General features: G+C 58.8%; 24 protein-coding genes. 20 read left to right on the plus strand and 4 right to left on the minus strand.

Translation table 11 applies throughout. The annotated features are described in order from the left end of the window. Positions 1–15 precede the first annotated feature (15 nt). From BLR63_RS11455 to vasI, 4 genes are read right to left on the minus strand one after another with little or no spacing between them, the layout of a single operon-like run. Positions 16–1,434: a hypothetical protein gene (locus BLR63_RS11455; protein ID WP_010567556.1), complete on the minus strand. Its 1,419-nt coding sequence runs from the start codon at positions 1,432–1,434 to the stop codon at positions 16–18. Then, positions 1,431–3,950 (minus strand): type VI secretion system Vgr family protein, encoded by a 2,520-nt coding sequence (locus BLR63_RS11460; protein WP_231998163.1) that lies wholly within the window; start codon positions 3,948–3,950, stop codon positions 1,431–1,433. The genes BLR63_RS11455 and BLR63_RS11460 overlap by 4 nt, the downstream gene beginning before the upstream one ends. 5 nt (positions 3,951–3,955) lie before the next feature. Next, on the minus strand, positions 3,956–5,374 hold the full coding sequence (tssA, locus tag BLR63_RS11465) for a type VI secretion system protein TssA (protein WP_010567992.1): 1,419 nt from the start codon (positions 5,372–5,374) through the stop codon (positions 3,956–3,958). Next, on the minus strand, positions 5,362–6,024 hold the full coding sequence (vasI, locus tag BLR63_RS11470; protein ID WP_231998164.1) for a type VI secretion system-associated protein VasI: 663 nt from the start codon (positions 6,022–6,024) through the stop codon (positions 5,362–5,364). Before vasI ends, tssA begins: the two co-directional genes overlap by 13 nt. A 337-nt stretch (positions 6,025–6,361) precedes the next feature. On the opposite strand from vasI, the gene tssB reads away from it, so the two are divergent. The 20 genes from tssB (at position 6,362) to BLR63_RS32125 (ending at position 25,300) form a co-directional block, all read left to right on the plus strand. Further along, on the plus strand, positions 6,362–6,865 hold the full coding sequence (gene tssB / locus BLR63_RS11475) for a type VI secretion system contractile sheath small subunit (protein WP_010567990.1): 504 nt from the start codon (positions 6,362–6,364) through the stop codon (positions 6,863–6,865). Between the two features lie 37 nt (positions 6,866–6,902). Then, positions 6,903–8,375 carry a type VI secretion system contractile sheath large subunit gene (gene tssC, locus BLR63_RS11480; protein ID WP_010567989.1) on the plus strand — a complete coding sequence of 491 codons (1,473 nt, stop codon included), beginning with the start codon at positions 6,903–6,905 and terminating at the stop codon, positions 8,373–8,375. Further along, positions 8,376–8,789, plus strand: a complete 414-nt coding sequence (gene tssE, locus BLR63_RS11485) for a type VI secretion system baseplate subunit TssE (protein ID WP_010567988.1) — start codon at positions 8,376–8,378, stop codon at positions 8,787–8,789. A 7-nt stretch (positions 8,790–8,796) separates the two neighbouring features. Further along, complete coding sequence (gene tssF, locus BLR63_RS11490) at positions 8,797–10,563, plus strand: type VI secretion system baseplate subunit TssF (protein WP_010567987.1); 1,767 nt, start codon at positions 8,797–8,799, stop codon at positions 10,561–10,563. Further along, entirely contained in the window at positions 10,527–11,549 is a 1,023-nt protein-coding gene (tssG, locus tag BLR63_RS11495) for a type VI secretion system baseplate subunit TssG (RefSeq protein WP_010567986.1), read from the plus strand. Before tssF ends, tssG begins: the two co-directional genes overlap by 37 nt. Then, the gene (gene tssJ / locus BLR63_RS11500; RefSeq protein WP_010567985.1) at positions 11,546–12,889 is read left to right on the plus strand and encodes a type VI secretion system lipoprotein TssJ; all 1,344 of its coding nucleotides are present in this window, start codon (positions 11,546–11,548) and stop codon (positions 12,887–12,889) included. Before tssG ends, tssJ begins: the two co-directional genes overlap by 4 nt. Positions 12,890–12,926: 37 nt before the next feature. After that, complete coding sequence (gene tssK, locus BLR63_RS11505; RefSeq protein ID WP_010567984.1) at positions 12,927–14,273, plus strand: type VI secretion system baseplate subunit TssK; 1,347 nt, start codon at positions 12,927–12,929, stop codon at positions 14,271–14,273. Further along, entirely contained in the window at positions 14,266–15,108 is an 843-nt protein-coding gene (gene icmH / locus BLR63_RS11510) for a type IVB secretion system protein IcmH/DotU (protein WP_010567983.1), read from the plus strand. The genes tssK and icmH overlap by 8 nt, the downstream gene beginning before the upstream one ends. A 103-nt stretch (positions 15,109–15,211) precedes the next feature. Then, positions 15,212–15,724, plus strand: coding sequence for an Hcp family type VI secretion system effector (locus tag BLR63_RS11515; protein ID WP_010567982.1), 513 nt, complete (start codon positions 15,212–15,214; stop codon positions 15,722–15,724). A 69-nt stretch (positions 15,725–15,793) separates the two neighbouring features. Then, a complete protein-coding gene (locus BLR63_RS11520) occupies positions 15,794–17,806 on the plus strand; it encodes a type VI secretion system Vgr family protein (RefSeq protein WP_083365949.1) in 2,013 nt (670 codons plus the stop codon). Between the two features lie 8 nt (positions 17,807–17,814). After that, on the plus strand, positions 17,815–19,161 hold the full coding sequence (locus BLR63_RS11525) for a DUF2169 family type VI secretion system accessory protein (protein WP_010566004.1): 1,347 nt from the start codon (positions 17,815–17,817) through the stop codon (positions 19,159–19,161). Between the two features lies 1 nt (position 19,162). Then, positions 19,163–19,519 (plus strand): DUF4150 domain-containing protein, encoded by a 357-nt coding sequence (locus BLR63_RS11530; protein WP_010566005.1) that lies wholly within the window; start codon positions 19,163–19,165, stop codon positions 19,517–19,519. Between the two features lie 3 nt (positions 19,520–19,522). Beyond that, on the plus strand, positions 19,523–20,548 hold the full coding sequence (locus BLR63_RS31635) for a GH-E family nuclease (protein ID WP_010566006.1): 1,026 nt from the start codon (positions 19,523–19,525) through the stop codon (positions 20,546–20,548). Between the two features lie 13 nt (positions 20,549–20,561). Continuing rightward, positions 20,562–20,972 (plus strand): tetratricopeptide repeat protein, encoded by a 411-nt coding sequence (locus tag BLR63_RS11540; RefSeq protein WP_010566007.1) that lies wholly within the window; start codon positions 20,562–20,564, stop codon positions 20,970–20,972. 23 nt (positions 20,973–20,995) lie between these two features. After that, positions 20,996–21,433 carry a tetratricopeptide repeat protein gene (locus BLR63_RS11545; protein WP_010566008.1) on the plus strand — a complete coding sequence of 146 codons (438 nt, stop codon included), beginning with the start codon at positions 20,996–20,998 and terminating at the stop codon, positions 21,431–21,433. Positions 21,434–21,536: 103 nt separating this feature from the next. Further along, entirely contained in the window at positions 21,537–21,779 is a 243-nt protein-coding gene (locus BLR63_RS11550) for a hypothetical protein (protein WP_010566009.1), read from the plus strand. 545 nt (positions 21,780–22,324) lie between these two features. Continuing rightward, positions 22,325–23,284 carry a response regulator gene (locus tag BLR63_RS11555; RefSeq protein WP_231998165.1) on the plus strand — a complete coding sequence of 320 codons (960 nt, stop codon included), beginning with the start codon at positions 22,325–22,327 and terminating at the stop codon, positions 23,282–23,284. A gap of 3 nt (positions 23,285–23,287) precedes the next feature. Further along, on the plus strand, positions 23,288–24,241 hold the full coding sequence (locus tag BLR63_RS11560) for a sensor domain-containing diguanylate cyclase (protein ID WP_010566011.1): 954 nt from the start codon (positions 23,288–23,290) through the stop codon (positions 24,239–24,241). 387 nt (positions 24,242–24,628) lie between these two features. Further along, positions 24,629–25,033 (plus strand): hypothetical protein, encoded by a 405-nt coding sequence (locus tag BLR63_RS11565; RefSeq protein WP_010566012.1) that lies wholly within the window; start codon positions 24,629–24,631, stop codon positions 25,031–25,033. A 135-nt stretch (positions 25,034–25,168) separates the two neighbouring features. Continuing rightward, entirely contained in the window at positions 25,169–25,300 is a 132-nt protein-coding gene (locus BLR63_RS32125) for a hypothetical protein (protein WP_258170909.1), read from the plus strand. Positions 25,301–25,391: the final 91 nt, after the last annotated feature.

Here is a 25,391-nt window from a genome sequence, read left to right on the forward strand (position 1 = left end):
AGTTTCTTCATGGAATTACTCTCGTAGCATCTGAGTAGGTAAAACAAACTCGGTGCCGATCTGATGCGACACTGAGGCTTTGCAGCATTTGGGCGTGACGGCCCCCTTAGCTCGTTCGTGCAGGTTGTGGTTGGGGCCAACCACCGTAATCAGGCTGCGGTCGTAGGGGCACTTCACTAACTGGCGAGTGGCTTCACCGTTTTCGAGACGGGTTTCAGCCCCCATCTTGAACTCGACGCTCCTCCACGCTTCAATCTGCCGCCCCAGAACCAACGTGTGCTGCTCAACCAACTGAGCATCCCGAATCTTCGCTGCAATCCACTTATGACTCAGCTGTCGCCCATCCCCCACCGTGGGTTTGTTCACCGCTCGTTCCACGCGTTTTTCATCGTCCATCCCCAAGTACGCATCAATCCCGTACTCCAGCCCGGCAAACACCGCCTTGGCTGTTTCCAGTTTGTGAAACGCGCCACCCGTGCCCTTGGTGTCGCTGATGCGATAACCCACCGGCAAGCCGCCGCCATGCCACACATGGTCAATACCCCGATGCCCTGGCTGGCTCATTTCGTACAACTTGCCGCGATGGTTGACCTTGGCCCGACGGCGCTGACGTTTGACGAAGTAGTAATCGGTGATGTGTTCGCCCGAGACGCTGATCTGATGGGGCCTTTGACTGGAGCGTTCGCTCTGCCTCTGTTGTGCCGTCACCCGCCCTTGAGCCGGCAATTGAGTACCGGCCGTGGGGGTCGTGACATTGCCGCTCGCTTGGCTGTTGGGCGCAGGCGCCCTGCTTCCTCCAGGCGCAGCAGGTGTGCGCGCCGTGGTGTTGGGCAACGGATCGGCCAGGGCTTTTTGGTGAGCGCGTTTGAGGGTGTTCATCGCTTCGGTGATCTGGCGCTGGGCCATATCCTGAAGCTGGCGCAACTGTTCGATCAGGCGAGGCACGCCCTTACGCCCCAACGCCCAGGTCGACAGGCTGCGACTGAGCATGTTGATCAGCCCGGACAGAATCGCGTCGAGGTTCTGGATGATCTCGGCGGTGTAGCGCGTCCAATCCAGTTGGCGAAACCACGTTTCGATATCGCCGCGCACATGGCGCGGCAAGCTGTCGAGAATGCGCCCCATGGGTTTGCCGTGACGCAGCATGTTGAATACGTTTTTCAGTGCATCGCCAAATCCCGGCACCAGGGCCACCAACGACAGCACCAGATCGAGCCAGTGTTGCCCGCTGTCAGGGGTGCGCGTGAGTTGATAAAGACAACGCAAGATGTTGTATGCATCGACTGCCTGGCCCACAAACGGGATCAGGCCCAATACGGTGCTGACCATCATCTGCGCCAACGACGCACCGCGCCCTTCAACGACCTCTTCGACCCAGGTGAGGATCTGCAGGAAGGTGTCGTCTTCAAGGCGGGAAGTGCTGGAGTGACTCATGACACGTCTCCTTGATCAATCGCCAAGGAAACCTGTTCATGCTCACCCGATGTTACGGGATCTGATTCATCACTGACGGGGTCCTCAGCGTAGGCATAGCTTTCAATCATGTCGTCGTAGTCCAGACGGCCAGCCTCTAGCGCCTCAATCTCATCGGCAAAGTAAGTGTTTTGTCGGTGTTCCTCTTCTTGCCGCCGGTAGCGTTCAATGGTTTGCTCCGCCTCCCCCGGCGTATTGGGTAAAAGGCCAAACACGTCATTTTTTGTCTGTTTGTTGGTGGGAAACGGTTGTCTGATGTCATAGCCGAAATAGGCCACTCCCGCGCCTGGAGGGTTGTCGATTAGCGCAGTCCCCTGATCATCGAGCTTGCCGGTTCTCTGCGTGCCGTCCTCAAAGTCAACTCGATACAGTGCCCCGACCTCAGGCTTCAAATCGTCATAGGTGTAATGCAACTCAAGCGGCGGTCGGTGGATGAGTATCGAGCTGTCGTGCTCCGCCAGCTTGATATTGAGATCCACCTCAGCGCCGCTGATGAGGACTGCCCCAGTGGCACTGAAGTCGAACGTACAGCCGTTGATAAGAACGGTGCCGTCAGACTTCATCACCAGAATTGATTTACCCACCACAATCGAAAATTCATCTTCGACATCGATAGCGTAGGTATGTCCGATGCACTCCGATTTGTTCAGCCCAACTTGCTCACTCTGGCTGAGGCCCACCGTTGTATTCATGGCCCCACCCACTGTCCGCTGATAAGCCGCACCAACAGTCAACGCCTTGGCCAAACCAATGGTTTCAGCTTTAGCCAGCTTGATGGTCTCGGTCTTGTTGCCGCCGATGGTCACGCTGCGGTTGGCGCCGATGCTGATGGTTTCGTTCTGGCCGACGTCTTCAGTGCGGTGATCGCCGATGGACACGGTTTCGTTGTGTTCGACCCGCTCCTTGCGGTCATTGCCGACGAAGATGCCGTTGTTGTGTTTGATATGGACGTTCTTGTCTTTTTCGGCATGGATAAACACCTCCTGGTGACCCAGCTCATCTTCAAAGCGCAGCTCATTGAACCCTTCGCCCTTGTGGGTTCGGCTCTTGATGGTCATCCGCGTCTTGTGTTTGGGCAGCTCATACGGCGGCAGATTGGTCGCGCGGTAAGTGCGACCCGTGGCGATGGGTTGGTCCGGATCGCCGTCGAGGTAGCTGATGATCAGTTCCTGGCCGACACGGGGAATCGCCATGGCGCCCCATGTCGCTCCCGCCCAACCCTGCGCCACCCGAATCCAGCACGAACGCTGGTCGTTGTTTTGGTCCGAGCGATCCCAGGGGAACTGCACCTTGACCCGGCCCCATTCATCGCAATAGATCTCTTCCCCCGGCGGGCCGACCACCGTGGCGATCTGCGGGCCGTCGATGCAGGGTTTGTCGCGCAGCGGGGCTTTCCAGTCAGAGGTGCAGCGGATGGCGCTGGCCTGCATTTCATAGGATGTGCCGGGGCCGCTGCCGAATGACTCTTCCTGCAAGCTGGTGTGCTGTTTGCCCTGGTGTTTGATGGCGATGGTGCGCCAACGGTCGTTGAAGTCTTCGCGCGGGTGATCGCTTAGATCGAACGCCAACCCCGGTTGCAGGCGTTCATCGTCGCCTTCCAGCTGCGCCAGCTTGGCGTCGTTGCGCAGCGCCGCCAGACGGGTCTGGGTAAAGGGCTTGCCGGCGATGTCGCGTTTGTAGCGACCGGGATAGTCGTAGCGTTCGTAGTCCTTGTGCTGGTTGTTCAGGTCCTGGCCGCCGGTGGCGGTGTGCTGCTGGTTGTAGCGCGGGTGGGTGAAGGTGTAGTCGCGCTGCACCTGCACGGCGGTGCGCACTTGTTCGGTGTAGTGGAAGCGGCTCAGTGCCGGTTGCGTGGTATCGCCGCCGGCTATCGGTTGGTAGATCACCGGGCAGTCAGCGTGGGTGCCGAGGGTGCCGAGTCCACCGACGCGGTCGGTGAGGACCAGGGTGTGGCCGTCGGCGCGGTGTTCGAAGGTGTAGAGCAGGCCTTCCTCGGCGGCGAGGCGGGCGATGAAGTCGAGGTCGGTTTCGCCGGCTTGCACGCAGTATTCGCGGGGTTGGTGCCCGGAGCAGATGTCGCTGCGCAGGTCGCTCAGATTTTGCTCGGCCAATACGTGGGTGATGATGTCGGGCGCGGTCTGGCCCTGGAAGATGCGCCAGTTGGAACGCAGGCCGAAGCGCGCCAGGGTGGGCTCGACCACCGCGGTGTAACGGGTGCGACGAAAGCCGGTGTCGCCCTGCTGAAACAGGCTGACCAGGCCGTGGACGTAGCGCACCGGGGTGTCATGACGCCAAATGGTGAACACCGCGGCGAGATCGAGCATGCGGTAGAAGTCGATGGCCGGGAGGTGACTGACCAGCTCCAGTTCAAGCTTGAAAGGTTGAGAGAGACCTTCTTCGAGGGTGAACGCAACCACTTCGAAGGGATCGCCCCGCAGCGGTTTGAAGGTGTAATGCAGGTCGCTTTGACGGGGCATGCGGGTTAATCCTTACGCTCACTGATGACGGCGGCCACCTTCCGAAATAACTCCGGCTCCCAGTCCTGGGCCGTGGTATCGCGCATCAGCCGCGCAACGCTGGCGTACAGATCGTTCGCCAGCCACGCCAGACCACGCGATGCCAGCAGGTCGGCGGCAATCACCGTGGCGTAGCTGCGCTGGCGCGGGGCGTCGTGGGTGGCGTGCAGGTCCTGCAGGCGCAGCAACACCACTTCGACGCCTTCGGTGTTGAGTTGGGTGGTCAGTTGGTCGCGCAGGCTGGCGTACTCCTGCACCGGGCTGCCAGTGGCTTGTGTCTGATCGGCACCGGTGATCCACGCCTGGGTTTGTGCATCAACGAACGGCGTGCCGTCGCTGAAACACAGCTCCAGCAGCGCGGGCAGGCGGCAGACGAAACGCTCGCAGGTCTGGCGGATGGCAGCGGCCACTTGCTCCATGGCCAGGCGCGAGGCGACCTGGGCGGCCAGGTAGCTGCCGCGCAACCAGTACGGCGAGGCGCAGACGCTTTTTTCCACGCGCAGCAGCAGGTTCGGGTCCAGGGCATTGTGGTTCAACGCGTCCTGGTAGCCGTCGACGATATCCTTGGGCACGGCGGTCAATTCAGTACGGCGGTCGCGGGTGATGAGAGGCGCGGTGCGCAAATGCGACCACAGGCCCAAGCGTCGTAATTGGTAGCCGGTGGGGTCGTAGGGGTCTTGCTGGTTGATCTGCTCGGCCATGCTCAACAGGGCGCGGCGCTGTTCGCGCTCATTGCTCGGCGCTTGCGGTTTGGGGCTGGTGAAAAATGCTGAATCCAGAGCATTGCCGGAGGTCGCCACGCGGCTGGGTTCAGTGGCAACCACCGGCTCGCTGTATTTGTCCAACTGGCGTTGCAACGCGTCCAACGGCGCGGGGTCGAGTTTGGCGCTTTCGACGCACCGCTGCAGATTGGCCAGGGCCAATTCCGCCGCGGCTTGATAGGCCGGTTCAAAACTGCTGCGCTCCAGGGTCGGCAACACCCGCCCAATGTCGCCCAGCAGACGCTGCACCTGCTTGCGTTTGTTCAAATAGCCGGTCGGGCCAGGCTTGGGGTAGGCACTGTCCCAATACAGTTCGACCATGCCGGCGATCAAGCCCAGGGCGTCGGCCCAGCGCGCCCATTGCCGGGTGCGCAGCCACACGGCTTGCAAATGACCGATGATGCGCCAGTGCTTGCATTGAATCGCCAAGTATTGGCGGGAGGCTTCGTCGATATACGGCCAGTCAATGTCGCCTTCACGCAAGCCGCCGAGCTTGACCATTTCCTGGTCGATGGCCTGGTAGGTTTCGTCCTCCAGATCGAAATGCCCGGCGGGTTGCCCAGGGTCGATGGGGGTCAACAGGCGCTTGACGATGTCCGCCGGAACGTCGATCACCAGCGACATGCTTGGCGCTCCTGCTTGATCAGGTCGCCCAGCCCTTCAGCGTCGAAAACCAGACCGTGCAACCGAGGGTAGTCACTTTCCAGTCGCAGGCGTTGGCCGCCACCCATGTTGCGCAACAAGGAAATCGCTTGCAGTCCGCGCCCGGCATCGACCACCAGGCCGGCATCGTCCAGCACTTGCCACTGGTAGGCCTCGGAGACCGGACGCTCGTCCTTGAACAGTTGGATGCGAATTTTGTTGGGTCTGGCCGGTTCATCCAGCACCAGTTGCAGGCGGGAAATTTTCGATTCGCAGCTGATAGCCAGGTAAGGCCGAGGCGGCAAGGCGCCCAAGGCGGGGGCCGAGATCACCAGCCGGTGTTGCTGGTCGTTGTCCGGCTCCGGAAACGACGACAACAGGAAACGCTGATCCTCGGGTGGACGCTTGGTTTCATTGCGCTGGACCAGATCCACAATCGGCAGTACCCGGCCAAGTGCGCGTGTCGCGGCCGGTGCGTGATGGACGGGTGTGCCGGCGGCCAGATCAAAACACTCCAGGCGCTTCAAGGGCGAGACGATGGAAGGACATTCTTGTGTGGCCGACTGCGCCTCCATTACGACCATAGCTGTAAGGCAAAGCCCCCCTTTCCATCCCCGCCATCCGTTGTGCATCAACGCCTCCTGATTTGCCGCATCGAAATCCGACCCGGATATTTTTCAACTTCCGAACTAACGAGATCAGCCTGAAAAGTTTGCTCGACCAACTTTACGAGCGTCACCCGATATCTATTTGATAGGCAAGTAAAAGGCATGCAACTTCTGGCTCAAGACCGAATAAACAGAGCCATCCCTCAGACACAATCTCCACGCAATGTAGGAAAAATACCAAAACAACAAAAACGAATTTTCTTACGTCCAACACCCACGATTCGCGTCCCTAGCGTCCTACAAGACAAAACTTGAAACAGCTGTTTTTAATACGCCGACCTTACGTGAAAGGATTCTTCTCATGTCGAAAACTCAGGGTTCTGTCGCCCCCAAAGAACGCATCAACATCAGGTATGTCCCGGCCACGGGCGATCAACAGGCCGAAGTCGAGTTGCCGTTGAAGTTACTCATCACTGGCGACTTCAAAGGCCACGGCGAACTAACGGCCCTTGAAGACCGGCAATCCGTCCGAATAGATAAAGACACGTTCAATGAAGTGCTGACCAAAGCCGAAGTTGCTCTAGACATGGCAGTCCCCTCCGTTCTGAACAACGATCACGACACTGATCTGAACCTGCAACTTCAATTCAACAACATCAATGACTTCGGCCCCGACGCTGTCGCCCGCCAAGTACCGGAACTGAATAAATTGCTGGAGTTGCGCGAAGCCTTAGTTGCGCTCAAAGGCCCGATGGGCAACGTCCCGGCCTTTCGCAAACACCTGCAAAACCTGCTGACCGATGCAACCACCCGTCAACGCCTGGCCAGTGAATTGAACCTGGTGCTCGACGCGCCAAACAACTGATTTGAACGCCCTTCTCAACGGAGTATTCCCCATGCCTATGGAAAGCACTGCTGCCCAAGTATTGGTGGTTGACGAACCACCGTCGTTGCTCGACCAACTGCTGGCCAACACCACCATTCGCCCTTCCCAGGAAGGCTATGCGGTCGCTCGCCATGGCGTTGCTGCGTTCATCAGCGAAATCCTGCAAAGCGGCGACCATCAGCAGCCGGTCAACAAGTACCGGGTCGATCAGATGATTACCGAGATCGACCTTACGTTGAGCAAGCAGATGGATGTGATCCTGCATCAGCCGCAGTTCCAGCAACTGGAGTCGGCGTGGCGTGGACTTAAGTTGCTGGTGGATCGCACGGATTTTCGCGAGAACATCAAGCTGGAAATGCTGCATGTCACCAAAGAGGAGCTGCTGGACGATTTTGACAACGCTGGCGACATCACCCGCAGCGGCTTGTACAAGCACGTCTACACTGCCGGCTACGGCCAGTTTGGCGGCGAGCCGGTGGGCGCCATCGTTGGCAACTACACCTTTGGCCCCAGCTCGCCGGACATCAAGTTGCTCAGCTACATGGCCTCCATCGGCGCCATGTCCCATGCGCCGTTCGTCTCGGCGGCAGGCCCGGAGTTGTTCAACCTGGAAGGTTTCCAGGGGCTGCCCGACCTCAAGGAAATCAGCGATATTTTCGACGGCCCACGCCACACCAAATGGCGCGGCCTGCGTGAATCCGAGGATGCCCGCCATCTGGCCCTGACCCTGCCACGCTTCTTGCTACGCCCCCCCTACAGCACCGAAGACAACTCGACCCGCAGCTTCGGCTATGACGAAACCGTCGATGGCAATCACGACAATTACCTGTGGGGCAACACCGCGTTCCTGATGGCTTCACGCATTACCGACAGTTTCGCCCGCTATCGCTGGTGCCCGAACATCATCGGCCCGCAGTCCGGCGGTGCGGTAGACGATCTGCCGGTGCACTTATACGAATCCTTCGGCCAGTTGCAGGCCAAGATCCCCACCGAAGTGCTGATTTCCGACCGCAAGGAATTCGAGCTGGCCGAAGCCGGTTTCATCCCGCTGACCATGCGCAAGGACAGCGACAACGCGGCGTTCTTCTCCGCCAATTCGGTGCAAAAACCCAAGACCTTTCCCAAGACCCGCGAAGGCCAGGAAGCCCAGACCAACTACAAGCTCGGCACTCAGTTGCCGTACCTGTTTATCGTCAATCGCCTCGCCCACTACATCAAGGTGCTGCAACGCGAACAGATTGGCAGTTGGAAAGAACGCCAGGACCTGGAGCGCGAACTGAATCGATGGCTCAAGCAATACATCGCCGATCAGGAAAACCCATCGACCGATGTACGCAGCCGTCGCCCACTGCGCGCCGCGAAAATTGAAGTCCAGGACGTGGCCGGCAATCCGGGTTGGTACCAGGTGTCCTTAGCGGTGCGCCCGCACTTCAAGTACATGGGCGCCAACTTCGAGATCTCGCTGGTCGGTCGGCTGGACACCCAATAAGTGCGTGGCAGCCTGTTCGAACGCCTGGAACCCGATGCACCGCGCTACCGCCCAGGCAGCGAGGATGAACAGGCACACCAGCGTGTCGAAGCGATCAAACGTCACTTGGAACAGGTGCTCAACTCACGCCAGGGCTGCTCACAAAGCAGCCCTGAACTGGGCCTGCGCGACTTCAACGGGGTCACCCAGGCCAGCAGTGACCTGGTGGTGGCCATCAGCGCCGATATCCGGCGCTCGGTGGAAGCATTTGAGCCACGTATCACAGTGACGGGCGTGCGCTATCGGCCCGACCCGGACCTGCCGCTGGAGCTGAACTTTCGCCTGGATTGCCAGGTGCGGGTCAATCACAAGGAAGAACAGGTGCAGATCGAGGTGGCCATGCAGGGCCGCGACGGCTACACCCGCGTGAGATGAGGATGCGATGGACTTGAAACAACGCTTTGCCGAGGAGTTGCGCTACCTGCGCGAACTCGGCCGCGAGTTTGCCGAGGACAACCCCCAACTGGCGCAATTTCTCGGCGATCAGGCGGGCGACCCGGACGTGGAGCGGCTGCTGGAGGGGTTTGCCTTCCTTACCGCCAAGCTGGGGCTGAAGATCGACGACGACTTGCCGGAACTGACCCATCCGCTGTTGCAGATGCTCTGGCCCACCTATCTGCGCCCCTTGCCCAGCGCGACCATCATCCGTTTTGCACCACTGCCGAATGCGATCAGCCGGCGCCAGGTGATTCCCAAGGGAACGTCACTGTTTGCCAAACCGGTGAACGGCATTTCCTGTCAGTTCCGCACCTGCACCGACGTCAACCTGTACCCGTTGGTCTTACAAGAAGTCAGCGACGCCCACAGTCGTGAGGCCTCGGTGATGCGCATCGACCTCAAGCTGTTGACGGAGCAACCGCTGACCAGCATGGGCTGCGATCAGTTGGATTTTCATCTGGGAGGCGATAACGCCACCGCGCTGACCCTGTACCTATGGCTCGCCCATTACCTGGACAGCGTCATGCTGCACATCGATGACCAAAGCTATCGCCTGTCGGCCAAGGATATCGGCTTCCCCGGCTTCACTCCCGAAGAGGCGTTGCTGCCCTACCCGCGCAATGTGTTCGATGGCTACCGCATCCTGCAGGAATATTTTGTATTCCCCCAGCGGTTCCATTTTTTCAGCCTGACGCGGCTGGCTCACATTTGGCCGGATGTCAGCGCCACCAGCCTGCGTTTTGAATTTCAGTTCAGCCGGCCTATGCCAGCCGATATCCGCCTGCGTACCAGTGACCTGCATCTGTACTGCGCACCGGCAGTCAACCTGTTCCGTCACGATGCCAACCCTGTCGCGCTGGACGGACGCACCCAGGAGCGACGTATCAGCCCCAGCGGCAACCGCCCCGATGCCTACGAGATTTTCAGCGTCGACCAGGTGGCCGGTTGGGACGCCGCCGACAAGGAGCGGAAGGGCGACCCGTTGCGGCGCTTTACCCCGTTCGAGTCGTTCCAGCATGAGATCGAACATGCGCGGGGCCGCACGGCCCTGTACTTTCGCACCCATCTCGAGGAGTCCCACGGCCGCGAGGGCCTGCGCCATCGCATCGCCTTTGTGCGCGGTGATGAGAGCCTGTACATCGGCGAGCATGAGGCGGCGTCCATCGAACTGACGTGCACCAATGGCGACCTGCCGCAGTTACTGAATGTGGGCGATGTGTCGCTGTCCACCGAGGTCACGCCGTCGTTTGCCACTTACACCAACCTGATTGCACCGACTCGAAGCTATCGACCCGTACTGGACAGCAGCCTGCACTGGACGCTGATATCCAACCTGTCGTTGAACTACCTGTCGCTGCTGTCGGCCGAGCCGCTCAAGGCGGTGATCCGCGCCTATGACTTCGCCGCCTTGCATGACCTGCAACAAGCCCGAGCCACCCGCAAACGCCTCAACGGCATCCACGCAGCCGTGACTACCCCTATCGACTGGCTGATGAAAGGCCAGCCGGTGCGAGGTGTGCAGACCTGCCTGCAACTGGACCAGAACGCCTTCCTGTGCGAGGGCGAGTTGTACCTGTTCGCCAGCGTGCTTTCGCACTTCTTCGCCCTCTACGCGAGCATCAATTCCTTCCATCGCCTGGAAGTGACCAATACCACTAACAACGAGCGCTACGAATGGCCACTGTTGACCGGCAGACAACCCGTGATCTAGCCGATGTGCTGCTGGCCGACGCGCGGAACTATTCGTTTCACCGTCTGCTGGAGCACTTGCACGCCCTGCATGGCGATGACCTGGAGGCGCAGCCCCTGAGTGCCGCCGCGCGCCGTCGTGTGCGCTTGCAAAGCCATGCGGGGCTGGGCTTTCCGGCCTCCGATATCGTCGACGCTGCACGCGTGGAGGAGGATCGCGAAGACGTGCGCTATCGCCTGCGCACCAGTTTCTTTGGGCTGCATGGCACCGACTCGCCGCTGCCCGGTTATTACCTGGATCGCCTGGCCTACGAGCAGGCTCAGGAGCGCGGGATTCGTCCAGCGTTCATGGACTTTTTCAATCATCGCTTGCTGACCTTGCTGCACCACAGCTGGCGCAAGTACCGCTACTACATCCGCTTTCAGGCCGAGGCCAGCGACCGCTTTTCACGTTATGTGTTTTCCATGATCGGGCTGAACGACAACGATCTGCGTGGCGCAACACCGCTGCCGTGGGGGCGGCTGTTGAGCTTTGCCGGGCTGATCGCTAGTCGCAGCCGCTCACCGTCGGTGGTGTCCGGCATTGTCGAACATTGCTTCGACCTGCACGGCGTGTACATCCGTGAATTCGAGGCGCGCTCGGTGAGTTTGTCGCCGCGTCAGCGCATGGCGCTGGGCAAGGCCAACGGCACCTTGGGCAACGATTTTGTGGTGGGTGACCGCAGCAAGACCCGCGTCAGTAAGTTCACCCTCGTCATTCCCAACCTGACCCAGGCACGATTTCGGCAGTTTTTGCCCAGTGGCGAGCAGTTCGGGCGGTTGCGCCAGTTGATGGATTTTTTACTGCGCGATGTCACTGCCTACGACCTGGAACTGGGGCTGCGCGAAGAGGATGTGCCGCCCTTCAACCTGCAACGCGACAGCGGCACCCACCTGGGCTGGACCAGCTTTATCGAAGATCAGGAACAACGTCATCCCACCGTGGTGCGGATTCGGGGGCGTGCATGAAGTTGACGCTGGTTATCAGCAATCCCGCGCAGTTGTTGCACGGGTATCTGCCCAGTCACCGGTTTGGTCCACAGGGTGGCAGCATCGGCAGTGCCGCGGCGGATTGGCGCCTGGAGGATCGCCACGACAGCGTTCAGCCCCATCATTGCGAAATAAGGGTCGTCGAAGGACGTTTCTGCGTGATCGACCGCAGTGGCTGCACTTACGCCAATGGCCATGACTTGCCACTGGGTCGCAATGCCGCAGTGAGCCTGAACGATGGCGACTTGTTGCAGATCGGTGCGTACCGGGTCGCGGTGCAGTTGGGCGAGCACGTCCCACGCGCGCTCGATGAGCTGTTCAGCGACCAGCCGCAAGGCCTGCAAGCCTGGCACCTCGAGGATGTGCCGAGTCGTCCCTTGCCCGCCCCGCAACCTGCGGCTTGCGCGGAGTTCGAACGCCTTTGCCGGCCTGTGGACTTGACTGAGCAAGGCGATCCACTGCGAGCACTGCAAGCAACGCCGCCCTTAAAGCAGCCGCCTGCAGTTCAGCCGATGATTCCAAAACGTCCCGGCACGCTGTTCAGCAACCTGCGCCTGGGATCCTTGTTGCTCGCTTGCCTGACCCTCGGCGGCTGCACCATGCTCGGCAAGCTCGGTCAGGTGATCTGGACCCCATCGATCCCGGTCGGCGGCCCCGACGATCAGCCCAGCCGCTACTCCCTGAGCCTGCACGCCAGCGAGCACGTCAACCCGCGCCTGATCAGCACCGGTACCGCACCGGATGAAGACGCAAGCCGCGCGCCTTACACCCTCAACGTTCAGGCGAGCAGCCCGCAGGCCCTGACCGACAAAGTGCAAACCCTGCTCAACCACCTTTACCAAAACCTACCGGCCCAGTCGCCGCTGAGCGTGGCCCCCACACCCGTGGTGCCAATGTCGCCCCTCGAAGACGCGCTGCTGGGCCACTACCAAACTCAGGGTGTAAGCCTGACCACGCCCTGGGGCAACCCGACGCTGCAGCAGGTCGCCACGCCTATCGCGTTCAAGGTCCTGCAACTGAGCGACGACTCGCTGCTGGTCAACGCCAGCCCCCAGGCCATAGCCGAGGACCTGAAAAAAGCCTTGGGCAGCACCTATATCCGCGCCGACGACTACCTGCTCCAGCCCGGCCAATTCAAGTTTATCGACCTGCGCCCCGTGGATGAGGACACCCGGTTTATCGCGGTGATCGCCCACTACCACAGCAGCGAGGTCGGCCAGTGGAAACAGCATCTGCGCGTTGAACCCAAAGGCCGGCAGTACGCCGTGCTGGTGCAGTTGGATGCCTCCCAGGTCAGCCTCAAAGGGGAAACCCGATGACGTCATTTTCAGCCGATTTTGCGCAGAGTAATTACCGATGAGTTCACGCAACCCCGTCATCTGGCATGAGGGTTTGTTCGTCAAACCCCAACACTTTCAGCAACAGGCTCGCGCCGCCGAAGCCGCCGTGCATCAGCGCGTGCACAGTCTGAACGACGCCCTCTACGGCTTCAGCGAGCTGGAGTTGAACAGCGAATATTTGAGCTTCGGCAAGGTCGCCATCACCAAGGCACGCGGGATCATGCCCGATGGCAGCGTGTTCGATATCCCTCGCGATTTGGCGCCCCCCGCGCCCCTGGAAATTGCCGACAGCAGTGCAGTGAACCAGATTGTCCACCTGGCCCTACCGCTGCGGTCCAACGGCGCACTCGAAGTGCGCTGGCCCGATCGCTACGGTAATAGCCGTTACATCGCCCTGCGTGAGGAAATCCGCGATACCCACAGCGATGACGGCGACCAGGTGGGTATGGACCTGGCCGTGCCCAACCTGCAATTGATGCTCGACCGCAGCGACCGCAGTGCCTTTACCGGCATCGCGTTGGGCAGGATTAAAGACAAGCGCCCGGACGGCGGTTTGGTGATGGACGAGCACTTCTACCCCACCAGCGTGTCCCTGCAAGCGGTGCCGGCTTTGCATCGCTACTTGGGTGAAGTGGCCGGGCTGATGCGTGAGCGGGCCAAGAACCTGGCTCAGCGGATTGGCTCGCCAGGGCAGTCCGGCGTGGCGGATGTCACCGACTTCAACCTGCTGCACACCCTCAATCGTTTGTTTCCACTGTTTCAGCATCTGGCTCGCCAGCGCCAGGTCCACCCGGAACGGCTGTACATCGCACTGGCCCAGGCCTGCGGCGAACTGGTGACCTTTACCGATGAAGGTCATCTGCCCCAGGAGTATCCGGCGTACCAGCACGACAACCTGCGCGAATCCTTCCAGCTTCTGGAACACACGTTGCGCCGTGCCCTGGGCACCGTGCTACAACCGCGTGCGGTGTCGCTGCCTATCGTCATGCAGCAATACGGCGTTCGCACTGCCGCCCTGCACGACAAGCGCCTGCTGGACAACGCCGAGTTCATCCTCGCGGTACGGGCCGAACTGCCCGCGCAGACCCTATGCCAGGAACTGCCCAAGCAGATCAAGATCAGCTCCACCGAAGGCTTGGAGCAACTGGTCAGCCTGCAACTGCCGGGTATCCCGCTTATGCCGTTGCCGGTGGCGCCACGGCACCTGCCGTTCCATGCCGGTTTCAGCTACTTCGAACTCGACCGCCATCACCCTGCGTGGCAAGGCCTGAGCAGCGGCAGCGGGTTTGGTTTCCATATCGCGGGTAAATTCCCGGAGCTGGAGTTGCAGTTCTGGGCCATCCGGAGTGAAAAAGATGAGTGAGTCCACGCCCAGCGAAACCACGCCGCCGACGGATAACAGCAACCGGCTCTCCAGCTATTTGCACCCGGCCACCAGCAGCAAGAAATCCGCCCCCGTAGCGGGCCAGGCCAAGCCCGAACCGCTGCTCGCAGACCCCGAATTCGACATGCGCGGCCTGGCCTGGAACCCACTGTGCGATGCGGCCACGCCCCTGATCGGCCTGGTGATTCGCCTACGCCGCCTGGACCAGCACGACGATGTGCCCGCGCTGTATCGAAGCGTCAGCAACCAGATCACCACGATCATGGAAGAAGTCGGCCAGCTCGACTACGACGCCGGCACGCTCAAGGTCTACTCCTACAGCCTGTGCCTGCTACTGGACGAGGTGGTCATGAGCACGACTTGGGGCAGGCTCTCCAGTTGGAGTGAACGCTCATTGCTCAGCCAGTTTCATGGGGAAACCCGAGGCGGTGAGAGGTTCTTCACCGTCATGAACAACATGCTCCCCGAAGCAGCCCGGTACCAGCACGTGCTGGAGTTCATGTACCAGTGCCTGGTCTCCGGCCTCAAAGGTAAATACGGCGCCCATACCAAGGGCGATGACGAAATACAGAAGATCATCAACCAACTGCACGGCCTGTTGCGCCCACTGCGGGGTGAAGCCCCCAAACGCCTGACCGATCCGCTGAAAAACGTCGCGCCGCGTAATTACCGGATCAAGCGGGCGTGGCCGTTGTGGACGCCATGGGCGTTGGCCGCTGTCGTGCTGACCTGCGCCTACACGATCTACTCCCTGCGCCTGAACAGCATCACTCAGGAAGTGCTGGCGTCCCTGGAACGGATTCTCAACCTGTAACCGATTTTCAGCGTGCTCAGCCCGAGCGCCTGTAAAGCCATGGCCTCTTTGGCCAGAACCCACGACCTCACGATCGTTTAATCATCGCGACAAGGAGCTTGTCATGCCAACACCCGCATTCATCAGCATCCACGGCAAAAACCAGGGCCATATCACCAAGGGCGCGTTCACCGCTGACTCGGTGGGCAACGTTTATGTGGAAGGCCACGAAGACGAAATCCTCGCCCAGGAAATCGACCACCAGATCACCACCCCCACCGACCCGCAAAGCGGTCAGCCGACCGGCCAGCGAGTACATAAACCGCTGATCTTCACCAGCGCCCTGAGCAAAGCCTCGCCCATGCTTTACCAGGCTTTGGCCACCGGCGAGATGCTGCCGACCGTCGAGGTCAAGTGGTTCCGCACCTCGAGCGACGGCAAACAGGAGCACTTCTTCACCACCAAACTCGAGGATGCCACCGTCGTCGACATTCACACCGTGCTGCCCCACGCACAAGACAGCAGCAACGAAAACTACACCCAACTGATCAAGACCAGCCTGGCCTATCGCAAGGTCAGTTGGAGCCATGAGGTGGCCGGCACCGAAGCTTCGGATGACTGGCGTAAACCGGCTTAACCGCTAACCGGCCCGTTCCGCCGCACAGGCGGAACGGGCACTGATCCGGATGCACAACAAGGAGGTCTCATGCCCCGTCAAAGCGACCTGCATTACACCTTCAAACCGCTGCGGGGCGATCCCTTCGAAGTGGTTGCGTTCACCCTCGAAGAAGGCCTCTCTCAACCTTTCAAGCTTGAACTGGAGCTGGTCAGTCACCTCCCGGCCATCGACTTCTACCGCATGCTCGATCTCGCCGCGGTGTTCACCATTTGGCGCCATGACACCCCGGTGCGCTACGTCCACGGCCTGGTCAGCCTGTTTCAGCAGGGCGACACCGGCTTTCGTCGCACCCGTTACACCGCGGTGGTCGAGCCCACCCTGGCGCGCTTCGGCCTGCGTTCCAACTGGCGCATCTTCCAGGGCCAGACCGCGCCCGACATCATCACCCACGTATTGGCCGAGCAAAATCTGAGCGACCTGCGCAGCGACATCTGCTCCGGGCACCAACCCCGCGAATACTGCGTGCAAGCCGGCGAAACCGACCTCGACTTCATCGCCCGCCTCGCCGCCGAGGAAGGCCTGCTCTACACCTTCGAACACCGCGCCGACGGCCACACCCTGGTCCTCACCGACCGCGTCGGTGGACTCGGCACCCTCGGCACCCACGCTGACTGCCCGGTGATCTACCAACCGATAGCCGGCGGCGATACCACGCAACCGGCACTGAGCCGCTTCCACTACACCGAACAAGTGCGCACCGCCGTGCAGGTGCAGCGCGACTACACCTTCACCCACCCGCGCTACAACCAGCAGCACACCGCCACCGGCGGCCAGGACCTGAACAACCAGCACAAGGACTACGAACGCTACGACTATCCCGGTCGCTACAAACGCGACATCGCCGGCAAGCCCTTTACCCAGACCCGTCTGGCGGCGCTGCGCAACGACGCCAAGCTGGCGCAGCTGGAAGGCGACGATGAACGCCTGCAACCGGGGTTGGCGTTCGATCTAAGCGATCACCCGCGCGAAGACTTCAACGATCGTTGGCGCACCATCGCCATCAAACACCAGGGCAAACAGCACACCAGCTTGCAGGAAGAGTCATTCGGCAGCGGCCCCGGCACATCCTATGAAATGCAGGCCAGCGCCATCCGCTGCACCTCTGACTGGAAAGCCCCGCTGCGCGACAAACCCTGCATCGACGGCCCGCAGATCGCCACGGTGGTCGGCCCGCCGGGGGAAGAGATCTATTGCGATGAATGGGGCCGGGTCAAGGTGCAGTTCCCCTGGGATCGCTCGGACCAAAACAACGACCAGCGTTCGTGCTGGATTCGGGTGGCGCAGGGTTGGGCGGGAGCGACATGGGGCGCCATGGCGATTCCCCGTGTCGGCCAGGAACTGATCATCAGCTACCTCGACGGCGATCCGGACCAACCCATCGCCACGGGTCGCACTTACCGCGCGACCAATCTGCCGCCGTATGAGCTGCCCAAACACAAGACGCGTATGACCATCAAAAGCCAAACCCACAAGGGCGAAGGGTTCAATGAGCTGCGCTTTGAAGATGAGCTGGGTCACCAGGAGGTGTTTATCCATGCCGAAAAAGATAAGAACGTCCATATCAAACACAACAACGGCATCTTCATCGGCAACGACCGCAAGGAGCGGGTGGAACACAACGAAACCGTGTCCATCGGCGATCACCGCACTGAAGACGTCGGCCAGAACGAAACCATCAGCATCGGCGCCAACCGCAGCGTAACCATCGGCGGCAACAAGACCGAGACCATCAAGCTGGCTAAAGCCGAAACCATTGGTTTGGCCAAGGCGTTGACTGTTGGTGCGGCGTATCAGACCAGCGTCGGCGCGGCGATGAACACCACCGTGGGCCTGAGCCAGAGCGAGCAGATCGGCATCCACAAGTCGGTGGTGGTCGGCAAGCGTTTCAGCATCGCTGCCGGTGATGAATTCAAGGTCACGGTGGGCAAATCCACTCTGGTCATGAAGTCCGACGGCACCGTGCTGATCAATGGCCGCACCTTCGATTTCAGCGCCACCGGAGCGGTGCAAATCAACGGTAAAGACGTGGATATCAACTAGGGGGCGTCATGGAATTTCGCAATCTGACGCCCTTCGATGCGCTGTGTTTCTGTGCGCTGGGCATGGACGATCAAGAGTATCCGGTGCTGGTCATGAAGGTGGGTTATCGGCTGCTGCCGATTGACGGGCAAACGGGGCAATTTCGAGTCGAGGTGCTGGAGGAGGATCCGCTGTCGCTGTGCACCGCCGATAGCTACTACGGCGAGGAAGGATCGAGCAGCGTCTGCGAGGAAAGTGACCTCGCGCCATTCAAACCACGCTGTGACGTGATTGTGGTGGGCAATGCTTATGCACCACAGGGCCAACCTGCCGCGCACTGGAGCGCCGGCCTGCGAATCAGTGTGCCAGTGGCACCGCCCAGTATCGACATGCCGCTGCCAACACCGTTGAGCCCCGGCGAACGGCTGAACCAGGACCAATTATTTGCCTGGCAAGCCGCCCGGCAAGAGGCGTTGAAACAGCGCTCCGAAGCACCGACACGCCGCTACTTGTTGGAAAAACACCTGAAATTCACCGGCCCACGGCAGTTCAGACACAGCCTGTTCGGCGGTTGGCAATTGTCCGAACCGCTGCCGGCCACCTTAGTGCCTTTGCGTTGGGAATATGCCTTCGGCGGCAGCAGTGTGGTGCCCAATCCCGAACATGCAGTTGATACAAACACTGCGCCCTATTTGCTCAACGAAGTCTGCTACAGCAACCCACTGGGCCGAGGCTGGATCGAAAAGCGCCAGGAAGATCTGGGCTATCAACTGGACAATCCGCTGCGCGAACTTCCCGCACCGCAGATCGAGCCTATCGACAAACCGGTATGGCGTCTCGTCCGGGCCAAACATCCCGAGGGTGAACCCGACGCTAACGGCATGGCGCGGATCGCGGCCAACTACAAGAACCAACCGGCCGGTTTTAGCATTGTGGGCCGGGCCTGGGCGCCGCGCCTGCGACTCGCGGGAACCTATGGCACCACATGGCAACAGGAACGCTGGCCGGGGCTGCCGACGGATTTCGATTTCGGTTACTGGAACGGCGCGCCGGCCGACCAGCAGATCGAGTTTCCACCACCGGCGTTTCGTCTTGAACTGTTCAACCTGACCGCTCCCGAGTCCACTCCCGACGGCTCGTTATGTGTCGAACTCCATGGCCATCGCCCTTTTGCCCTCCTGCGCTTGCACAACGGCGCCATGCTGCCGCTGCCAATGCTCACCGACACCCTGCGCATCGACACCGAAGCCATGACCCTGGCCTTGACCCACCGCATCAGCCTGCCCAACCACCTGGACATCCGCGTCCTGGAAGCGCGCTTCGAAACTGATCCGAATGCACCGCTGATCAAGCGCTCCGCAAAGGAGCTGCTCTGACATGGCCGATAACGTCATCGCCCGCAAGCAGGGCAAATGGAAGGTGGTCAGCATAGTCCCCGACGTGTGCAAAACCCCGATGGGCAGCGCCATACCGCCGGTGCCCTACCCTGTCACTGCCGAGCTAAAAACCGCCACAGACGTGGCCAAATCCGTTCGCGCCAACGGCAAGCCCGTGTTGGTGTTCGACAAGAGCCTGGTGCCGACCACCGAGGGTGATGGGGCTGGCGCGGCCAAAGGCATCAAGAGCCATACCGTCGGCGGCAAGTGCTATCCCCTGGAGAAGAGCAACACGGTGCGCGCCGAAGGCAAGTTGGTGGTGCGCCATGGCGACAAGTTCTGGATGAATGGGGCTTAACGCATGGCAGAACCGACCAACCTAGCCCCGGTGCGGGTGCATGCGATTAGCGTCTCCGTCCGACCGCCCCCTGACAGCATCGTCGGCCCAGCCGAAATGCTGCTGCAGCAAGGCGAGAATGGTGGAGTGCAAATCGATGCCTTCTGGCGCGACGCCATGGGCAACGAAATACACGAAAGCAAGGAGATGCAGGAGGAAGAATACGAGGCCCTGCGGGCGGGCTACCTGCGCACCGAACAGGCGATCCTGCCGTCGTTCAGTTCGTTCAAGAGTGGCAATACCATTGGGCGGGTTGTGGGTGAAACAGCCCCCGCCGCCGTCCCCGCCATACAGGCAAATCCACCAATAGAACCGGAAACAGAGGCAGAGAAAGGCTGGTGGGGCAGTGCAAGCCCATGGGTTCACGGCGGCTTGGATGTACTGGGCTTCGTGCCGGGGCTGGGTGCGATTCCGGACCTGATTAATGCCGGGATCTACGCTGCTGAGGGTGATGCGGTCAATGCTGGCCTCTCAGCAGTTGCGGCGATACCCTTTGCAGGAGATGCAATAAAGGGAAGTGTGCTGGTTGGTAAAAGTGCTCATCGTCTTGGCACAGAGGCAGTCCAACGGACGACGCAAGAGGCGGCGGAGAAAAGCGCCAAGAGGGCTAGTGAAACCTCGGGAGCCAAAATTCTCGAGGGCAAAAAATCTTTACGAGAGAAATATCTTGGGCGGACACCAGGAAAGGGGTCACGGACCGGAGAAGAAGTGCAAGAGCGGATGCGAACTGAGGATAAGCTTAGAGAGGGGAAAAATGGTACTGAATTTAAGGCCTCTGATGGCGAATGGTATCCCCTCAAAGATGCCGACATGGCCCATAATAAGGATGCTGTCAAATGGTGGAATTATAAGGGACGGCACTTAGGCGCAAAATCTCCAGAAGTTCGGAAGTGGATGCTTGATTCAAAAAATTATACACTTGATCACTACTCCATCAATAGATCCGCAGGAGCTAAGCTAGGTGAAACTTACCTTCCACCATTAAAGTAGGAAATACAAACAGATGAAAGATTTAAACGAATCCGTTAGAGATGAAATAGACGTAATTCTTCGCCATGCGCAAAAAGCTCTAACCACTGGTGATAAGCAATCCGCCACAAAATTGGCCGAAGAAGCTTGGAGCAAACTTCCTGATCCTAAATTTGGATGGGATGTAAGTAAAAGCTTTGCTCATGCAGTGGCAGAGCTGTATAGAGATACGGGGAATTTTTCAGCGGCCTTGAAGGTAATGAATAACTTGTTTTTATCTGGCACAGTCAAACCATACCAAGATGGCCCATATTTTATATTGGGGACTATCTACTTTGAACTTGGCGATTTGGAGAACGCAAAAAAATCACTCATAAAAGCTGCCAAGATATCCAAGGGGCGCTGCTTTAACGGCGAGCCTGAGAAATACAAAAGTATTATTTAATTACAATACGGGGCACCCTTAGAATGGAAAATCAACTGCCGGATGATATTTACGAGAAAATTCATGAGTTGTCGGAAGCGGGTAACAACTTGTGTGAAGTTAATGAGTTCAGCAGGGCCGTTGACCAATGGACTAAAGCACTAACTCTGCTGCCAGAACCTAAGGTCGAGTGGGAAGCTTACACTTGGCTATCAGCTTCTGTGGGGGATGCCCAATACCAGCTCGGCCACATCAAGATAGCACTCGAGAGTTTTTTTGATGCCCTCAATGGGCCAGCCGGAACTGAAAATCCATATATCCTTTACCGGCTAGGGCAGTGCCATACGTTGCTCGACATGACAGACAAGGGTGTAGAGTTTCTATTAAAGACCTACATGCTGGATGGTGATTCTTTATTTCACGACGACCCAGAAGGATTGTCATACTTGAAGTTACTTCAGGATCGGAAACTTGTTATTTAAAGTGAGGAATTGCAAGATTTTAATTTAAATGGGCGGTGTGGCATGGAATAGCGATGAAGCATCGATTATATAAAGGAAAATCCATAACAATCAGTCCACTTGATTGACGCTACTGTATAAAGATGCTGACTTTTACTCAGCGACTGAACTCCAAGGCATTGTCTATATAGGTGCCAGTGATGGCATTTACAAAATCATCGTTAACAACATCAAAAAACTCCACATCATGGCTAAGGAAGTCAGTTGCATCGAATCAAAAGACGGTGTCATGTGGGCACTTTCATCTGAAAAATTACTGCGTTTTGATGGGCGCTGCTGGGAAGATTTCACTTACATAGACAATTAATGGAAGGGACTCTCCGAACAAGTCCGCAGATGTGCTGAAATACGCCTGACTTGCTGATCCGAGCTGCCCATGAGCCAGTTACTGGGGCTCATCGAACCGTTCTACCAACACAGCTCAGTTGATGACGCTGTTCGCCCTGTCAAACCTGTGGATGGCTCGAAAACAGCTGATGGGTATGGGTGAGTTGCGCGCGTAACGTCGGGAACGGGGCTGAAATGCCCGACGAAGCAGTGCGGACGGGCCTTTCTGCGCTAAGCAACGCTGAAAGTCGTTTTCGATTCGACTAAAAGCATGCTCATCGCGAGTTGATCGGAGTTTCCCTAGGGTTTACTGGCGAAGTAACACGCGCCTGTTTTTTGTGAGGCGCTGGGGTTGGCGAGTCAATCGTCAATGGCTCGGCTACCGCCTCAATACAACCCTGCTTATAACGTGGTACTGATATGCTTACAGAACATGATGGGCCGTAGGGCTTTCCCCGATGTTCAATACCGATGAGTGCCTATCTTTTGTCATTGACTCCGCTACTAGTATGTGACGACTCCAGCATGGCTCGTAAGCAGGTGTTAAGGGCGCTGCCGGCGGACTGGCCGGTTTCGGTCACAGAAGCCGGTAATGGTCATGAGGCCATGGATGCCATACGCCTGGGTTTGGGGCAGGTGGTGCTGCTCGACCTGACCATGCCGGAGATGGATGGTTATCAGGTGTTGAGCGCCTTACGCGCCGAAGGCTTGGCGGCGCAGGTCATCGTGATCTCCGCTGACATTCAGGAAGAAGCGGTGCGCCGCGTGCTTGCACTGGGCGCGCTGGCATTCCTGAAAAAGCCTTTTGACGAGAACGACCTGCGCCAGACGCTCAGTCAGTTGGGGATACTGACGGAACCCGGCTACATCCCGCAGAGGAATCGTCTGGCAGCGAACCCGATCATCAGTTTTCACGATGTATTCCGTGAAACGGTCAACGTTGCCATCGGCCGAGCGGCCGCCCTGATAGCCAAGGTGTTGGGCGTCTTCGTGCAGTTACCAGTGCCGAACGTGAACATCCTCGAAGTCGGCGAGTTGCACATGGCGCTGACCGATGCCAGCACTTGCAAGAAACTCACCGCCATCTGCCAGGGTTTTATCGGCAGTGGCATCGCTGGCGAAGCGCTGCTGATGTTTCACGACTCGGAAATCGCCGACATAGCGCAATTGATGCAGCGCCAGAGTGCCGATTATTCGGACCTGGAAATGCTGCTAGACCTCTCCAGCGTTCTGATCGGTGCTTGCCTGAGCAGTATTGCCGAGCAAATCGATGTGGTGTTTTCTCAAGGTCACCCGCAAATCCTCGGGCAGCACGCGAGCATCGATGAGCTGATTCAGGTCAACCGCAAGCGCTGGAAAAAGACCCTGGCAGTGGAAATCAGCTACAGCCTGGAAGGGCATGATATTCGTTTCGACCTGCTGTTGCTGTTCACAGAAGACTCAATCGAACGATTGACCCACAAACTCGCCTACTTGACGAACTGAGCCATGAACGATTCTCTCGATCTGAACGAGTTTCACTGGTTGCTGGCAATCGTCCAGAACATCGACGTCGGTGTTGTGGTGCTCGACCGCAACTATTGCGTGCAGGTCTGGAACACCTTCATGGAGAACCGCTCCGGGTTGCAGCCCAAGGACGCCCAAAATCAGAATTTCTTGAGTCTGTTTCCCGAAATCGACCAACAATGGTTCAGCCGCAAGGTGGAAAGCGTCGCTACCCTGGGCACGCCCGCGTTCACTATCTGGGAGCTACGCCCGTATCTGGTGCGGTTCAAGAACTACCAGCCGATCACCGGCCAGGAAGAGTTTATGTACCAGAACACCACGTTGTTACCGCTGCGCTCCACCGATGGCAAAATCAAGCATATTTGCCTGGTGATCTATGACGTCACTGACGTCGCCACCAACCGGCATCAACTCCAGGCCGCCAATGCGCAATTGCAACAACTCTCCAGGACCGATCGGCTGACGGGCTTGTACAACCGCGGTCACTGGGAAGAAAGCCTGAAAGGCGCCTATGCGCGGCACCAGCGTTACGGCAATGCCACCAGCCTCGTGATGTTGGATATCGACCACTTCAAGCAGATCAACGACACCTATGGTCATCAGGCGGGCGACAAAGTCATCGAGGAAATCGCCAGGCTGATCCACGAGCATGTGCGCGAAACCGATATGGCTGGGCGTTATGGTGGCGAGGAGTTCGGCGTGGTGCTATCGGACACCGACAAGACCAATGGATGGGTGTTCGCCGAGCGTCTGCGTAAGGCAGTCGAAGGGCTGGAAGTGCTGCACAACGGTCAGAGCATCCGTTTCACCATCAGCCTGGGGGTGGCCGACCTGAGCCAGCAATCGATCAACTATGCTGAGCTGATCGCCTGGGCGGACCATGCACTGTTTGCATCAAAGAAGGCCGGGCGAAATCGCGTGACGGTGTATGAATAGAGCGATCGCAGGGCCTGGCCTACGACTGCTTCGCGCCAGCTAAAAGGGCCTCGGACTGACAGCCACTCAAGCTTGCTCCTGAGAAACTAATGAAGTCTTCACTCTGACGCATATGGCGAGAGCCCAAGAGGACACTACCTGTTTCGCGTCGAGCAAACGCCAGTCGCCGCCGCCGCAGTGAGCGCTGCCCAGATACCACTGCCATCCGCCGAAACTTAGTGTGAGAGTGGTACTACTCCCCCTGCGCGCCTTTGGTAGCAGGCGCTTTTGTGCAATTGACGCTTTTGGTCAGCCCTCGCAATACTTCACACCGCGAAATCAGCCAGTCATAACAATAATAATTACTGCCGGACGCCTAGATGCGCCGATGAGACAAGGAGTTCTTAAATGCTTGGTTACTATGCGCAATACAGCAAGGAATACATCACAACCCTGATGGTGGTGACCACCCTCTTCTTTGCCTTACCCATCTTTTTCGCCCCACTCCAATGGGCTCGGCTCATGCGTTGGACGGCCCCCGAACACGAACACCTGGCTATCTATTTCGGCCGCTGCCTAGGTGCGTTCATCCTTGTCGTTGAAGTAGCGATGTTGCGTTCGGCCACCACCGGCACCAGTTTCAGTTATGCCTTCGATATTCTTTTCGTGGTCTTCACGCTGATGTTTTTCGTGCATGTTTACGGCACAATCAAAAAGATCCAGCCTATTACCGAAACACTGGAAATCGGTTTCTGGATGATCCTCTTCGTACTCAATATTTTGTTCTACCCCGCCACCAGTATCACGCTGTAAAACCTTCGCCGAACCACGGCCAGAAGTTCGCCAGTCTCCGTTCAAGCCCGTTGAAAGTCAGCAATGCCTGGCGCATTCGCGTCGGCGGCCCCGTGTCCGCCGAACGCTCCACCATGGTCGGTTCAAGGAGCGAACATGATCCAATCCAGAGAAGACGCCGCGCTCAAGCCGGTCGTTAAGGAATTAGTGCACAACCTACTTTTGCAGGCCACCGGACCGGCCCCGGCAGCGCTGCACGAAGAGGTGCCGTTCATGAGATCGGCCTGACATCCCCGGCCTGAACAAGACCTTGCTGTTCGACTGCCGCCACCTTGGCGATGTGGTCAAGCATCTGCTACGCGAGCACCCCACGCAACAG

Origin of the sequence: Pseudomonas extremaustralis (genome assembly GCF_900102035.1) — a bacterium.
Classification (GTDB): Bacteria; Pseudomonadota; Gammaproteobacteria; order Pseudomonadales; family Pseudomonadaceae; genus Aquipseudomonas; species Aquipseudomonas extremaustralis.